Here is a 14,235-nt window from a genome sequence, read left to right on the forward strand (position 1 = left end):
GAGCGAAGCCGTGATCGAGGCCTTTGCCGCCAGCGCTACGCGCCTGACCGTCGAGGCCCTGCTCGGCGGCCCCACGGAACTGCGCCGCTACACGCTGGCCGGTGAGCCCCTGGGCACGCTGCCAGCGCCCGCGGCGTCCACCAACCTGATCGGCCTTCGACTGAAGGGCGATGAACTGCTGATCGGCAGCCAGAGCTTCACCCGCGCCTTCAGCTGGCTGCGCCTGGACAGCGCCGCGGCCGAGCCCAAGCCGCAGCCCACCGACCTGGCCGAACCGCCCGCGTTTGCCCAGGACGGTGGCCTGCCCGGCGTGGAGGCCGTGCGCGAATGGGCCGTCTCGAAGGACGGTACCAAGGTGCCCATGACCATCGTGCGGCGCATCGGCACGCCGCTGGACGGCAAGCAACCGGTGCTGCTCACCGGCTACGGCGGTTTCGGCATCTCGGAACAGCCGCGCTTCAAGCGCGACGTGGCGCTGTGGCTGCGGCACGGCGGCGTCTACGTGCAGGCCAACCTGCGGGGCGGCGGCGAGTTCGGCGAAACCTGGCACCAGGGCGGCATGCTCACGCGCAAGCAGAACGTGTTCGACGACATGATCGGCGCCGCCGAGGCCCTGATCAAGCTGGGCTACACCACGCCCGAGCGCCTGGCGATCCAGGGCGGCAGCAATGGCGGCCTGCTGATGGGCGCGGTCACCACCCAGCGGCCAGAGCTGTTCCGTGCCGTGGTTTCGCAGGTGGGCCTGTACGACATGATGCGGGTGGAGAACACCTCCAACGGCGCCTTCAACGTGACCGAGTTCGGCAGCGTGAAGGACCCGGCCCAATTCAAGGCGATGCTCGCCTACTCGCCGCTGCACCAGGTCAAGGATGGCACCCGCTACCCGGCCATGCTGTTCACCACCGGCCTGCACGACGGCCGGGTGGAGCCCTGGATGTCGTTCAAGATGACCGCGCGCATGCAGGCCGCCAACCCCGGCTCGCTGGCCGAGGGCCGGCCGGTGCTGCTGCGCGTGGAGGCCGATGGCGGGCACGGCATCGGCACCTCGCTGGCGGCCGGCGTGGCCGAACAGGCCGACATCTTCGCCTTCCTGTTCAGCCAGCTGGGCATGAACTGACAGCCCGCAGGCAGCGCCGTGGCGCCAGTGGGCAGCGACACACCGTTGGCCGCTTCGTAAAATCACGGCCATGTCGCTGCCCATCCTCAACATCTCCACCTACCGTTTTGTCGCCCTCGATGGCCTGGAAGCGTTGCGCGACCACCTGCATGCCGAGGCCCAGGCCCGCGACCTGAAAGGCACGGTGCTGCTGGCCGAGGAAGGCATCAACCTGTTCCTGGCCGGGTCGGCGGAAGCGGTGAACGGCTGGCTGGCCGTGCTGCGGGCCGACCCACGGTTTGCCGACCTGCCGGCCAAGGAAAGCTGGAGCGAGGCCCAGCCTTTCGAGCGCCTGAAGGTCAAGGTCAAGCGCGAGATCATCCGCATGAACATGCCCACCGTGCGTCCGCAGGGCGGCCGCGCGCCGGCCGTCTCGCCGGCCACTGTGGCACGCTGGCTGGCCGAAGGCCATGACGACGCCGGCCGCGAGGTCGTGATGCTGGACACCCGCAATAGCTTCGAGGTGGACGCTGGCGCGTTCGACAAGGCCATCGACTGGCGGCTGGAGAAGTTCAGCGACTTCCCCGCCGCGCTGGCCGCGCACCGCGAAGCCTTGCAGGACAAGACCATCGTCAGCTACTGCACCGGCGGCATCCGCTGCGAAAAAGCCGCGCTGGTGATGCAGGACCTGGGCCTGGCCCACAGCTACCAGCTCGAAGGCGGCATCCTCAAGTACTTCGAAGAAACCGATGGTGCGCCACACTGGCATGGCGGCTGTTTCGTGTTCGACGAGCGCGAGGTGCTGGACCCGACGTTGCAGGCCACGCCCGTCGGGCGGCGGCCAACCAAGGCTTCGGCGACATGAAAATGGTGCTCTGGCGCATGTTCGGCATCTTGCTGATGCTGACAGCGCTGTCGCTGCCCTTGATGCAGGCGCCGGACCGGGCTGTCGAAACCCTGGTCGCCCATTGGGCCCTGCCGCCATCCGAATTCATCGAGGTCAAGGGCCAGCTCGTGCACCTGCGCGACGAAGGCCCACGCGACGACCCCGCCCCGCTGCTGCTCATCCACGGCACCGGCGACAGCCTGCACACATGGGAAGGCTGGACACAGGCGCTCAAGGGCCAACGCCGGGTGATCCGCTTCGACCTGCCCGGCTTCGGCCTCACGGGTCCGTTCACCGGCCAGTACGCGCCTGACGACTACCGCGACGCCACGCTGGCCAGGTTCACGCTGGACCTGATGGACCAGCTGAAGCTGCAGCAGGTGGTGATCGCCGGCAATTCGCTGGGCGGCGAGGTCGCCTGGCGCGTGGCCGCCGCCGCGCCGCAGCGGGTCGAAAAGCTGATCCTGGTCGACTCCGCCGGCTACGACTTCAGGTCCCAGGCGGTGCCCATCGGCTTCCTGCTGGCCCAGGTGCCGGTGCTGAACAAGCTGGGCGAATACCTGCTGCCCCGCGCCGCCGTCGAAGCCAGCCTGCGCGCTGTCTATGCCCACCAGGACCGCGTGACACCCGAACTCGTCGAGCGCTTCTATGAACTGACGCTGCGCGAAGGCAACCGCCGCGCACTGGGCCTGAGCATGCGCCAGCTCGACCGCGGGGCAGGCGCCGCCCAGATCGCCACCCTGCGCCTGCCCACGCTGATCCTCTGGGGCCAGCAGGACAAGCTGATTCCCCCGGACAGCGCCCAGCGCTTCGCGCACGACATCCCGGGCAGCCAGCTGGTGATGCTGGACGGGCTGGGGCACGTGCCGCAGGAAGAAGACCCGGCGGCGAGCGTGGCACCGGTGAAGGGGTTTCTGGGGCTGAAGTGAAAGCTGGGCGCCTTTCCGTCTCTTTTCCTGCCCTACTTGCACCAGTTCTCGACCCGCACGCCTTTCACGCGCCCAAAGTCCTTGACGTTGTTGGTGACGACGATGGCGCCCATCGCGCGTGCATGTGCCGCAATCATCAGGTCGGCCGCGCCAAGCTGGGCGCCTCGCTTCTTCAAGTCCTGCCGGATCTCCGCATAGTGGGGCGCTGCGGCCTGCGGCCAATCGAGCACAGCCAGGTGCCGCGCAAGGCTGTCCAGCACGGCCTGATTCTGCTTTCGCTTGGCGGCCGCCGAGGCTTGCACGCCATAGGTCAACTCGGCGAACGTCACCGCCGACATCACCTGCTGCCGCAGCGGCACCGCCTGGACCCTCACGGCCAGTGCAGGCATCTCGCCCCGCATGAGAAAGATGCAGGTGTCGGTGTCCAGCATGTAGACCGGAAGCGTCAAAACGATCGCTCCTGAACCGGCATGCGTTCATCGGTGGCCATGAAGTCTGGCGAAGCCTTGAGTCCCAAGGCAAAGAAGCCGGACCAATCGCTGGGCCTCGGTGTCAGGATGACACTCTCGCCCTCGCGCCGGATGAACACCTCTTGCACCGACTCTGGAAACCGGAAGTCCAGCGGCATCGTGACCGTCTGCGAACGATTGTTCCAGCCAACGCGGGCGGTGGGGCGGGGATCGGGAGTTTGACGTTGTGCCATGTATCAAAGCATATGGCTTTCAACGCCAGGTGGCAAGGCATGTATTGAGGGGAGTGAGCGTTTCCGGTTCTGGCCGTCCACTCGCTCGTTCACCACGCCGGTGGTTGCGCACGGGCGGCCGGCCAAGCCGCGCCCCTTCAGGATGCGCCGGCTGGCAGCAGCGGTGCCACGAAACTGATGGCCACGTCAAGGTTCTTCGCGGCCAGCATCCGCATGTCATCCGAGATCGGCACCGGTAGCTGCTCGGTTTGCACCGCCATCCAGAACCGGCGGGCCGCCTTCGCCGCCATCGCCCACACCTGCGGCTTGGCACCCACCGTGCCGACCTTTGGCTCTATGGGCACCAGGTCAGGATCAATGCCTGCACCGATTGGCGCATAGCGCATCGGCAGGATGTCGTAGGCCGGCGCGATCCCTATGTATTCGCCGCGCTCATCGATCAGCAAAGAGATGTTCTCGAAGTGGCGATCCGTGTTGCCAATGAGCTCACTGAATGCGGCCATCACGTCCACCTGGAGCACGTCCTTTGACGACAGGTACCTGACCTGCTCGCACCGGGCTGCAAATTCCGACCACGTGTCGCGCTTGCCGAAGAACTCATCGTCCACAGCGCCCGCCGACAGCATGCCGACGCGCCCCGTTTCACCGATGCGGTCAAAGCGACGAATCTCCAGGAAGACGAAGTCGCCCGAGCTCACCAAGGATGTCTTGGACGACGGGATGCCCACCTCCGCAAGCGAGCGCAGCGCCAGGTGTTCGAGTGGCAGCAGATCCGCCATGCGAGTCCCGAGCTTTGCAAACTTGACGATGAGGTGTTCGACATCCTCCAGCGTCGCGAGAAACTTTGGCTGCTCCCCTCCCGCGCTGGAACCCAGGGCATGGCCCTTGAGTGCCATGGCAACGGCCTCGTAGTGCTCGGCCTTGTCCCCGCCAAGCCTTGCATGGGCCTTGCGGAGATTCATCTCCCGCTCCACTGCGGCGTCACCAAACACCAGGTTCCCCACCTGGTTCACGGCGCGGGTGAAGAGGTACGCCAGTTTGTGCTCGTCGTCCCAGTCCTTCAGGCTCTCAGGAAACTGGGCGGTCGCCGAAGCCGCCTGGGCTTGGACGCGGCCCAAAAAGCCGGACGGCGCAGCAAATGAGATGTAGGGCGGCAGCCCTTCGTACAGCCGCGCAGCCGTGCCCATGCGCTCCAGCGTCGCACCACCGGACAGGAATTCGAGCTCGGCGAACGGCTCGAAGGAGCCAGTGCTGAGGATCTTGTAGATCCGCTGCCTCGGGTTGAGACCCAGTGGCAACTGCCGGAGCAAGCCGTACTGCGGGGTTCGAACGCCCTTGATTCGAAACGATGTGACTTCGCGCGACATCTCACGAATAGTTCGAGAAAGCGTTGGTTGGCTCACACCCAACGCCTCCAAAAGTTCAGCCGCAGACTTCGCGCCACCCTTGAGTGCTCGCCTGATGCTTTGCTCAAGCTCACCGCCAGCCGGAACGCCAAGTGTCGCCATTTGGATTGTTCATGAATAGTTCAGAGAATTTTATCAGAAATCCCTTTTCAAGGCGGTGCGGCGCCAGACAGTCCCCAAGAAGCCCCCGATCCCCCCACCATTTCCGGGCACCACAGCAGGGCGGTCTTTCTTACGATCGGTGAAGCTTTCCATCAGCTCGCCGAACATGACCGTGACCACCTTGCCGCGCCCCGTGACCGAGACCTCTGCCCCTGAGGCGGCAGGCGCCGTGCCTGCCGTGCCGGCTTTCCAGGCGGCCTGCGTGCCGCAATTGGTGCGGGCGCAGAGCGGTGAAATGCCCATCAATGAGCTGCTGGACTTTGCCGGGCGTTGGCAGGAACAGAGGCTGATGGCCGAGGCAGCCGAGATCTACCGGCTGTGGATTGCCCACACCGACTCGCCCGTCAAGTACGTTGCCTGTTTCAACCACGGCACGGTGCTGGCGGCACAGAACCGGCTGCCGGAGGCGGAAGCCGCCTACCAGCTGGCGCTGACGCTGTCGCCGCATTTCCCGCAGGCAAAGCTGAACCTGGGCCATGCACTGGAGCGCCGGGGTGCGCATGAGGAAGCGCAGGCCCAGTGGCAAGGCGTGCTGGAAGACACTCAGGACGGCGGGGCCGACGCGCTGCCGTTGCGCCTGCACGCATTGAACAACCTGGCGCGCCTGAACGAGACGCTGCGCCGCTTCGACGTGGCCGAGCGCTACATGTGCGACAGCTTGTCGCTCAAGCCAGATCAGTTCGACGTGCTGCAGCACTATGTGCACATCCGCCAGAAGCAGTGTGAATGGCCGCTGTACAAGACCGTGGGCGAAGTGACGCAGAACCAGCTGCTGGTGGGCACCTCGGCGCTGGCCATGCTCAGCGCCAGCGACGACCCCGTGCTGCAGCTGATGGCCGCGCAACGCTTCGTGCACGAACGCCTGCCCGCGCCGCCGGCCAAGGCCATGCACATCGGCTTTCCGCCGCGCACCGGCAAGGTCAAGATCGGCTACCTCTCGGGCGACCTGCACATGCATGCCGTGGGCCTGCTGACGGCCGAACTGCTGGACCTGCACGACCACGAGCGCTTCGAGACCTTCGCCTTCAGCTGGAGCCGGGACGACGGCACCCCGCTGCGCGCGCGGCTGGTGAAGAGCTTCGACCACTACTACCGCATTGGCGGCGTGGACGACCACACTGCCGCCCGCATGATCGCCAGTTGCGGCATTGACGTGCTGGTGGACCTGCAGGGCCTGACCAATGGCGCGCGCGCCAACATCCTGGCCCAGCGCCCGGCGCCCATCCAGGTGAGCTACCTCGGTTTCCCGGGCACCTGCGCGCTGCCCGGCGTGGACTGGATCCTGGCCGACCGCTTCGTGATGCCCGAAGCGCTGCGGCCCTTCCACACCGAAAAGCCGATCTACCTGCCGAACTGCTACCAGGTGAGCGACCGCCAGCGCGAGATCGGCAAGATGCCGACGCGCGCGCAATACGAGCTGCCGGAAGACGCGTTTGTCTTCTGCTCGTTCAACAACAACTTCAAGTTCACCGAACCCGTGTTCGCAGCCTGGATGCACATCCTGCACGAGGTGCCGAACAGCGTGCTGTGGCTGCTGGCGGACAACGAATGGGCACGCGAGAACATGCTGCGCCAGGCCGACGCGGCCGGCGTGGCCCGCAAGCGGCTGATCTTCGCGCCGCGTGTGGCGCCGCCGGACTACCTGGCCCGCTTCCAGCTGGCCGACCTGATGCTGGACACCTTCCCGTACAACGCCGGCACCACCGCCAGCGACGCGCTGTGGATGGGCCTGCCCATCCTGACATGCTCGGGCCGCAGCTACATCTCGCGCATGGCCGGCAGCCTGCTGACCGCCGTGGGCCTGCCGGACCTGATCACCGAGTCCATCGCCGACTACGAGAAGCTGGCCATCCAGCTGGGCCGCAACCCCAAGCGCGTGGCTTCGTACAAGCGCTACCTGGCCGAACACGGCCGCAGCTCGGCCCTGTTCGACATGCCGCAGATCGTGCGGGACATCGAAGACGCATTCGAGACCATGGCGCTGGCACAGCGCGCACATGGCTGAAACGAGGGAATTGCCAGTGTCGGAAGCGATCACGCTCTCCATGGACGACGCCGTGCCGGCGATCGAGCTGCCGCCATCGGCAGCCTCGGCCGCGCCCGGCGCCAAGGCCGTCAGCCCGGACGACGACGCGCTGGTGCAAAGCCTGATCTGGATCACCTTCCACTACGGCAGGCCGCGCTCTGCTGCCTCGCTGCTGGCCGGCGTGGCGGTGGACGGCGCGCTGCGGCCCAACCAGGCGGTGCGCGTGATGCAGGAGGCGGACTACCACGCCAGCCTGATCGAACGCCCGCTGGACCAGATCAGCGCGCTGATGATGCCGGTCGTGGCGCTGCTGCGCGAAGGCGACACCTGCGTCATCACCAAGCGCCTGCCGGCCAAGGGTGGCAAGGGCGAATGCAGCTACGAGATCGTGCTGCCGGCGGCGGCGGGCGCGACCTGCATCGTCAGCGAAACCGAGCTGAAGAGCGAGTACCTGGGCCATGCCCTGGCTGTGGCACCGCGGGTGGAGCTTGGGCAGAACGAGCACAAGGTGCTGCAGTCCGGCAGCCACTGGCTGTGGGGCACGCTGCGGCGCTTCATGCCGTACTACCGCTCGGCGCTGATGGCCGCGCTGGTCAGCAACGTGATGATGCTGGTCACCGGCATGGTCACCTCGGTGGTGTTCGACAAGGTCATTCCCCACCAGGCATTCGTCACGCTGTGGACCCTGGCCAGCGGCGCCTTCCTGGCGCTGTGCATGGACTTGGCCGCACGCCAGCTGCGCAGCCATTTGATCGACCTGTCCGGCCGCAAGGCGGACATGATCATCGGCTCGCTGCTGTTCCGCCAGACCCTGGGCGTGCGCATGGAGCACAGGCCTGCGTCTTCAGGCGCGTTTGCGCACCACCTGGCGCAGATCGAAACCGTGCGCGACTTCTTCGCCTCGGCCACGCTGTCCACGCTGTCGGACCTGCCGTTCATCGCGATGTTCGTCGCCATGTGCTTCATCACCGGCGGCCCGCTGGGCTGGGTGCTGGCGATGGCCATTCCCATCATCCTGGGCGTGGTGATCGTGATCCAGGGCTCGCTGAAGAAATCCATGCAGGCCAACCTCGGCCACCAGGTGGACCTGCAGGGCGTGCTGGTCGAAGCGGTGGAAGGCCTGGAAGACCTGAAGAGCTGCGGCGCGCAAGGTCGCTTCCTGCAGCGCTACGAATCGGCCACCGCTCAGGCGGCGAACTCCTCGCTGCGTGCCCGCGCGCTGTCGAGCTGGTCGAACAACCTTTCTTCTGCCGCTCAGCAGGCCGTCACGCTGGTGATGCTGGTCTGGGGCGTCTACCTGATCAAGGACGGCACCATCACCGCCGGCGCGCTGATCGGCTCGGTGATGTTCGCCGGCCGCGCGGTGGCGCCGCTGGGCAGCGTGGTCGGCCTGGCCGTGCGCTACCAGGGCGCGCGTGCCGCGATGAAGTCGCTGGACCGGCTGATGCAGCTGCCGCTGGAACGCGACGAACAACGCGCCTATGTGGCCACGCCGAAGATCGAAGGCGGCATTGCGCTGAGCCAGGCCGGCTTCGCCTACCCGCCCACCGGCAAGGACGCGGCACCCATGGTGCTGCAGAACGTCAGCCTGAGCTTCAAGCCGGGTGACCGCGTGGCCATCCTCGGTCGCATCGGCTCGGGCAAGTCCACCATCCTGCGGCTGCTGGCTGGCCTCTACCAACCCAGCGAAGGCCGGGTGGACGTGGACGGCGTGGACCTGCGCCAGATCGACCCGGCCGACTTCCGCGCCCGCGTCGGCTTTGTCACGCAGGACCCGCGCCTGTTCGCCGGCACGCTGAAAGACAACGTGCTGCTGAACCGCACCGCGGCCGATGCGAGCCGCCTCAATGGCGTGGCCCAGCTCACCGGACTGGACCGCGTGATCGCCTCGCACCCGCTGGGCTGGGACATGCCGGTGGGCGAGCGCGGCGGCCTGCTCTCGGGCGGCCAACGCCAGTTGGTGGCACTGGCCCGCTCGCTGGTCACCTCACCGCAGATCCTGCTGATGGACGAACCCACCAGCTCGATGGACGCGCAAAGCGAAGTGCAATTCCTGCAGCGGCTGCAAGCCTCGGTCGGCAACCGCACGCTGATCATCGTCACCCATCGCCCGGCGGTGCTGGAAATGGTCAACCGGCTGATCGTGGTCGACGGCGGCCGGGTGCTGATGGACGGCCCCAAGGGCCAGGTCCTGGCAGCGCTGTCGGGCCAGCCGCCCGCCGCCCGCCCGCCAGCAGCGCAAGCGGCGCCCGGTGCCATGCCACCTGGCATGGCGGGTAGGGCACCGGCATGAGCCCCGCACGGCCGCCCGAAGGGGCGCATTCCCGCTTGGCGGGACAGGCCGACAGGCCTGAGGGTGCAGCATGTCGTTGAGCAAACGCAGCTGGCATGCGACAGACGAAGGCGGCGAAGGCCGCATCGACCCGACCGGGCTGGTGCACGCGGCCGACCTGCCGCTGCAGCCCGGCGCCAAGCCACCCAAGCCATCGCTCATGCAGCGCTGGCGCAAAACGAGCGAAGAGCGCGAGCAGCGCCGCCTGAAACCGGGCGACGTGCAGTTCCTCAGCAGCGTGCGCGAAGCGCAGGTGCTGGAATCTCGCACCGGCGCAGGCGCGGCCATCTGGCTGATGCTGGCCACCGTGGTCGCAGCCGGCACCTGGGCCAGCATGACCAAGGTCGAAGAGATCACCCGCACCGATGCACGAGTGGTGCCAGACGGCCGCGAGCAAGTCATTGCCAGCCTGGAAGGCGGCATCCTGCGAGAGCTGATGGTCAAGGAAGGCTCGGAAGTGAAGATCGGCCAGCCGCTGGCCAGGCTGGACCCGACACGCTTCGAGTCCCAGCAGAACGAAGGCGAGGTCAAGCAACTGGCCCTGCAGGCGACCATGGTGCGGCTGCGCGCCGAAGCCTCGGGCGCCAACTCGCTGAACTTCCCGCCCGAACTGGCGGCCAAGCCCAAGCTGGTCAGCATCGAGATCGAAGCCTTCAATGCGCGCAAGCAGCTGCTCAACGAGGCCGTGGCGTCGTACCAGCGCAGCATCGGCCTGGTGCAGAAGGAACTGAACATGGCCGAGAGCATGTCGGCCCGCGGGCTGATGTCCGAGGTCGAGGTGATGCGGCTGCGGCGCCAGATCGGCGAGATGCAGCAACAGTCCACCGAACGCCGCAGCCGCTTCCGCCAGGAGGCCAGCACCGAGATGCTGCGCGTGCAGTCGGACCTGGCGCAGATCGAGCAGCAGATGGTGGCACGCGAAGACATGGTCAGGCGCACCGTGATCGAGTCGCCGGTGGTCGGGCTGGTCAAGAACATCCGCAACAACACGCTGGGCGGTGTGGTCAACCCCGGCGCCGCGATCATGGAGATCGTGCCGCTGACCAGCCGCATGCTGGTCGAGGCCCGCATCAAGCCCAGCGAGATCGGCTTCGTCAAGGTGGGCCAGGTGGCCGAGATCAAGCTCAGCGCCTACGACTACAACCTCTACGGCGGCCTGCGCGGCACGGTGGACTCGATCAGCCCCGACGCACTGGGCGACGCCGAACGCAACAACGGCGGCCCCGACAACACCTACTTCCGCGCGCTGGTGCGGGTCGACCACTCGTCCCTGGAAGCCGGCGGCAAGGCCCTGCCCGTCCGCCCCGGCATGACCGCCACGGTCGAGATCAACACCGGCGAACGCACGGTGCTGGAGTTCGTGCTGCGACCCTTGCTCAAAGCACGCGAGGCGTTCAAGGAACGTTGAGCGGGTTCAGGAACCCTTCGACAGGCTCAGGGCGAACGGCCATGAAGCGCGGAGCAACTGCCCTTCCCCGTTCTGGCTGAGCCGTGCGCTACGCGCCAGCGGGAGTCTCCTCCTCCGGCAGATGAAACTCATGCCACATGCCGTTGAGGATGCCGAAGCCGACGGCCAGGCCGAGGCCGAGGATCCAGGTGAAGTACCACATGCTTGAAAAGTCCTTTCGATTTGTTGGATCGTGATGCCGGAGCGGCCAAGGAAACGCAGGGCCGCCCCAAGTTTCCTTGACCCCCTCGGGGGGCGGGTCGGGCACAGCCCGGCCCTGGGGGCCCTCAGTAGCGGTCCGGGTGGGTGGCCATCTCTTGGGTGGTCACGCGGCCGCGCATCACGCGCAGGGCCCAGCCGGTGTAGATCAGGATCAGCGGCAGGAAGACCACGGTGACGAAGAGCATCACGCCCAGCGTGCTCTCGGTGGACGAGGCATTCCACACGGTGAGGCTGGAACGCGGGTCGATGCTGGAAGGCAGGATGAACGGGAACATCGACACGCCGACCGTGGCGATGATGCCTGCGGCCGACAGCGACGAGCCGGAGAAGGCCAGCCCTTCGCTGCGCAGGCGAATGCCCAGCAGCGCCAGCAGCGCGCCGAGGAAACCGGCGGCGGGAGCGAGCATCGTCAGCGGCGCTGCCGCATAGTTCGCCAGCCAGGCGCCTGCGGTGTGCACAGCCTCCGAGCGCAGCGGGTTGGACGGGCCGAAGTGGTCGGCCGGCGCGGTCAGCTTGTAGCCCAGGTCGCCATAGGCCACGAACAGGCCACCGGCCGCGAACAGCAGCAGGCTGGCCAGGCCGGCCACCGTGCCGAAACGGCGTGCGCGCACATGCACCGGACCGGGCTCGACCTTGATCGTCAGCCAGGCGCTGCCGTGCAGCACCAGCATCGCCACCGAAAGCAAACCGCACAGCAGCGAAAACGGCGTGAACAGCGCAAAGAAGCTGCCTTCGTAGAACGAACGCAAGTCCGAATCGAGCCGGAACGGCACGCCCAGCAGCACATTGCCCACCGCCACGCCAAAGACCAGCGCCGGCACCAGGCCACCGACGAACAGCGCCCAGTCCCAGCGGGTGCGCCAGGCGGTGTCTTCATGCTTGGAGCGGTACTTGAAGCCGACCGGCCGCAGGATCAGCGCGGCCAGCACCACGAACATCGCCAGGTAGAAGCCGGAGAAGCTCACTGCATAGACAAACGGCCAGGCCGCGAAGATCGCGCCGCCGCCCAGGATGAACCACACCTGATGGCCCTCCCAATGCGGGCCCACCGAGTTGATGACCATGCGGCGCTCGACGTCGGTCTTGCCGACAAAGGGCAGCAGCGCGCCGACGCCGAGGTCGTAGCCGTCGGTCAGCGCGAAGCCGATCAGCAGCACGCCCAGCAGCGCCCACCAGATGAAGCGCAGGGTTTCGTAGTCGAAGAAAGCCATGATGTTGTTGTCCTTCTTGTGGGCTCAGGCGGCAACGGGTGAACTGGCCGGCACCGGGCCGGGCGCGGGCTGCTGCTCGTCGTGATGGTCGTACGGGCCCTTGCGGATGGCCGAGAGCATCAGCCGGACCTCGATCACGGCCAGCGTGCCGTACAGCGAGGTGAAGCCGATGATGGTGATCCACAGCGAGGTGCGGCTCAGCGACGAAGCGGCCAGGAAGGTGGGCAGCACGCCATCAATCGCCCACGGTTGGCGGCCCATTTCGGCCACCACCCAGCCCAGCTCGGCTGCCAGCCAGGGCAGCGGAATGGCCAGCACGGCCAGCTTCCAGAACCATCGCGCCTGGCCATGCAGGCGCAGCGAGCACAGCACGAAGGCGGTGGCGAACAGCGCAATCATCGCGAAGCCGATGAAGGCCATGATGCGGAAGCTCCAGAACATCACCGGCACGCTGGGCACGGTGTCCCAGGCGGTGGCAGCGATCTGCTGCGGCGTGGCCTCGCGTGGGTCGGCCAGCGTGCGCTTGAGCAGCAGCGCGTAGCCCATGTCGTGCTTGTGCTGCTCGAAGGCGGCGCGAGCCTGCGTGTTCTTCGGGTCCAGCTTGAGCTTTTCGACCGCGTCGTAAGCCACCACGCCGGAGCTGATGCGCTCCTGGGCGCGCAGCACCAGCTCCGACATGCCGGTCACCTGGCCATGCAGGCTGCGCGTGGCGATCAGGCCCAGCACCCAGGGGATCTCGACCGCATAGCGCGTGGTCCTGGCCTCGGTGTCCGGCAGGCCGAACAGCGTGAGGCCGGCCGGTGCCTTCTCGGTGTGCCAGGCGGCCTCGATGGCGGCCAGCTTCATCTTCTGGTTGTCGGTCAGCACATAGCCGCTTTCGTCGCCCAGCACCACAACCGACAGCGACGAGGCCAGGCCGAAGGCGGCGGCCACCGTCATCGAGCGGCGCGCCACTTCGGGGAAGCGGCCACGCAGCAGGTAGAAGCAGGAGATGCCCAGCACGAAGACCGAGGCGATCACGTAGCCAGCGCTCACCGTGTGCACGAACTTGGCCTGCGCAATCGGGTTGAACAGCACCGCGACGAAGTCGGTCACCTCCATGCGCATCGTCTCGGGGTTGAACTCGGCGCCAATCGGGTTCTGCATCCAGCCGTTGGCGATCAGGATCCACAGCGCCGACAGGTTGGTGCCCAGCGCGACCAGGAAGGTCACGACCAGGTGGCCGAGCTTGGACAGCCGGTCCCAGCCGAAGAACATCACGCCGACGAAGGTGGCTTCGAGGAAAAACGCCATCAGCCCCTCGATGGCCAGCGGGGCACCGAAGATGTCGCCCACGTAGTGCGAGAAGTAGGACCAGTTGGTGCCGAACTGGAACTCCATCGTCAGCCCGGTGGCCACGCCGAGCACGAAGTTGATGCCGAAGAGCTTGGCCCAGAAGCGGGTGATGGTGCGCCAGATGGGCCTGTCGGTCATCACATAGATCGCCTCCATGATGACCAGCATGAAGGACAGCCCCAGCGTGAGCGGAACAAAGAGGAAGTGGTACAGCGCGGTGAGTGCGAACTGCAAGCGCGAAAGATCGATGACGCCTGAATCCATGACGGGTTCTCTTCTTTTGAGCGAACGAAATAGGAGGGTTAACCCCAGGGCGTACAGCGTATCCATCGTACTGGCGATGCGCTTGATCCAAATCATGCGAAGGGAGGAGGCGATATAGGATCGTGGTGAACATGGTTTCATCCCCTCTTTCCATGCTCTCCGACCTGGCAGAGCAACAACTGCAGGCCCACGCCCGGGCCGCCCCCGGCAGGCATG

The 14,235-nt window shown here is 66.7% G+C and carries 13 protein-coding genes; 6 read left to right on the forward strand and 7 right to left on the reverse strand.

What is annotated here, in order from left to right; genetic code table 11:
* The 3 genes from FKP22_RS07005 to FKP22_RS07015 all read left to right on the forward strand — a co-directional run.
* A partial coding sequence (locus FKP22_RS07005; protein ID WP_141286512.1) for a prolyl oligopeptidase family serine peptidase occupies window positions 1-1,117 on the forward strand: 1,117 nt, incomplete at its 5' end.
* Between the two features lie 70 nt (window positions 1,118-1,187).
* Window positions 1,188-1,961, forward strand: coding sequence for a sulfurtransferase (locus FKP22_RS07010; RefSeq protein ID WP_211361325.1), 774 nt, complete (start codon window positions 1,188-1,190; stop codon window positions 1,959-1,961).
* Entirely contained in the window at window positions 1,958-2,911 is a 954-nt protein-coding gene (locus FKP22_RS07015; protein WP_141286514.1) for an alpha/beta fold hydrolase, read from the forward strand. Before FKP22_RS07010 ends, FKP22_RS07015 begins: the two co-directional genes overlap by 4 nt.
* 32 nt (window positions 2,912-2,943) lie before the next feature.
* On the opposite strand, the gene FKP22_RS07020 is transcribed toward FKP22_RS07015, so the two are convergent.
* From FKP22_RS07020 to FKP22_RS33740, 4 genes are all read right to left on the reverse strand, one after another.
* Window positions 2,944-3,360, reverse strand: coding sequence for a type II toxin-antitoxin system VapC family toxin (locus tag FKP22_RS07020; RefSeq protein WP_211361326.1), 417 nt, complete (start codon window positions 3,358-3,360; stop codon window positions 2,944-2,946).
* On the reverse strand, window positions 3,357-3,614 hold the full coding sequence (locus tag FKP22_RS07025) for an antitoxin (RefSeq protein ID WP_141286516.1): 258 nt from the start codon (window positions 3,612-3,614) through the stop codon (window positions 3,357-3,359). The genes FKP22_RS07020 and FKP22_RS07025 overlap by 4 nt, the downstream gene beginning before the upstream one ends.
* A gap of 137 nt (window positions 3,615-3,751) precedes the next feature.
* On the reverse strand, window positions 3,752-5,122 hold the full coding sequence (locus FKP22_RS07030; RefSeq protein ID WP_141286518.1) for a HipA domain-containing protein: 1,371 nt from the start codon (window positions 5,120-5,122) through the stop codon (window positions 3,752-3,754).
* A gap of 33 nt (window positions 5,123-5,155) precedes the next feature.
* Entirely contained in the window at window positions 5,156-5,425 is a 270-nt protein-coding gene (locus FKP22_RS33740; protein ID WP_233446818.1) for a hypothetical protein, read from the reverse strand.
* Between FKP22_RS33740 and FKP22_RS07035 the strand changes: the two genes are divergently transcribed.
* The 3 genes from FKP22_RS07035 (at window position 5,418) to FKP22_RS07045 (ending at window position 10,948) form a co-directional block, all read left to right on the forward strand.
* The gene (locus FKP22_RS07035) at window positions 5,418-7,187 is read left to right on the forward strand and encodes an O-linked N-acetylglucosamine transferase, SPINDLY family protein (RefSeq protein WP_233446819.1); all 1,770 of its coding nucleotides are present in this window, start codon (window positions 5,418-5,420) and stop codon (window positions 7,185-7,187) included. The genes FKP22_RS33740 and FKP22_RS07035 overlap by 8 nt on opposite strands.
* A gap of 16 nt (window positions 7,188-7,203) precedes the next feature.
* Window positions 7,204-9,501, forward strand: coding sequence for a type I secretion system permease/ATPase (locus tag FKP22_RS07040; RefSeq protein ID WP_170200788.1), 2,298 nt, complete (start codon window positions 7,204-7,206; stop codon window positions 9,499-9,501).
* 70 nt (window positions 9,502-9,571) lie between these two features.
* Window positions 9,572-10,948: an HlyD family type I secretion periplasmic adaptor subunit gene (locus tag FKP22_RS07045; protein ID WP_141286524.1), complete on the forward strand. Its 1,377-nt coding sequence runs from the start codon at window positions 9,572-9,574 to the stop codon at window positions 10,946-10,948.
* Between the two features lie 88 nt (window positions 10,949-11,036).
* On the opposite strand, the gene cydX is transcribed toward FKP22_RS07045, so the two are convergent.
* The 3 genes from cydX to FKP22_RS07060 form a co-directional block, all read right to left on the reverse strand.
* Window positions 11,037-11,150 (reverse strand): cytochrome bd-I oxidase subunit CydX, encoded by a 114-nt coding sequence (cydX, locus tag FKP22_RS07050; RefSeq protein ID WP_141286526.1) that lies wholly within the window; start codon window positions 11,148-11,150, stop codon window positions 11,037-11,039.
* A 124-nt stretch (window positions 11,151-11,274) separates the two neighbouring features.
* Complete coding sequence (cydB, locus tag FKP22_RS07055; RefSeq protein ID WP_141286528.1) at window positions 11,275-12,420, reverse strand: cytochrome d ubiquinol oxidase subunit II; 1,146 nt, start codon at window positions 12,418-12,420, stop codon at window positions 11,275-11,277.
* A gap of 24 nt (window positions 12,421-12,444) precedes the next feature.
* Window positions 12,445-14,019 (reverse strand): cytochrome ubiquinol oxidase subunit I, encoded by a 1,575-nt coding sequence (locus tag FKP22_RS07060; protein WP_141286530.1) that lies wholly within the window; start codon window positions 14,017-14,019, stop codon window positions 12,445-12,447.
* Window positions 14,020-14,235: the final 216 nt, after the last annotated feature.

The organism is Ideonella azotifigens (assembly GCF_006519715.1).
In the GTDB taxonomy this organism is placed as follows: domain Bacteria; phylum Pseudomonadota; class Gammaproteobacteria; order Burkholderiales; family Burkholderiaceae_C; genus Ideonella; species Ideonella azotifigens.

Excerpts from the sequence above, each read along its gene's own strand:
- cydB (WP_141286528.1), bottom strand. The coding sequence starts at position 12,420 with ATGGCTTTCTTCGACTACGAAACCCTGCGCTTCATCTGGTGGGCGCTG.
- FKP22_RS07030 (WP_141286518.1), bottom strand. The coding sequence starts at position 5,122 with ATGGCGACACTTGGCGTTCCGGCTGGCGGTGAGCTTGAGCAAAGCATC.
- cydX (WP_141286526.1), bottom strand. The coding sequence starts at position 11,150 with ATGTGGTACTTCACCTGGATCCTCGGCCTCGGCCTGGCCGTCGGCTTC.
- FKP22_RS07010 (WP_211361325.1), top strand. The coding sequence starts at position 1,188 with ATGTCGCTGCCCATCCTCAACATCTCCACCTACCGTTTTGTCGCCCTC.
- FKP22_RS07025 (WP_141286516.1), bottom strand. The coding sequence starts at position 3,614 with ATGGCACAACGTCAAACTCCCGATCCCCGCCCCACCGCCCGCGTTGGC.
- FKP22_RS07060 (WP_141286530.1), bottom strand. The coding sequence starts at position 14,019 with ATGGATTCAGGCGTCATCGATCTTTCGCGCTTGCAGTTCGCACTCACC.
- FKP22_RS07015 (WP_141286514.1), top strand. The coding sequence starts at position 1,958 with ATGAAAATGGTGCTCTGGCGCATGTTCGGCATCTTGCTGATGCTGACA.
- FKP22_RS07035 (WP_233446819.1), top strand. The coding sequence starts at position 5,418 with ATGCCCATCAATGAGCTGCTGGACTTTGCCGGGCGTTGGCAGGAACAG.
- FKP22_RS33740 (WP_233446818.1), bottom strand. The coding sequence starts at position 5,425 with ATGGGCATTTCACCGCTCTGCGCCCGCACCAATTGCGGCACGCAGGCC.
- FKP22_RS07045 (WP_141286524.1), top strand. The coding sequence starts at position 9,572 with ATGTCGTTGAGCAAACGCAGCTGGCATGCGACAGACGAAGGCGGCGAA.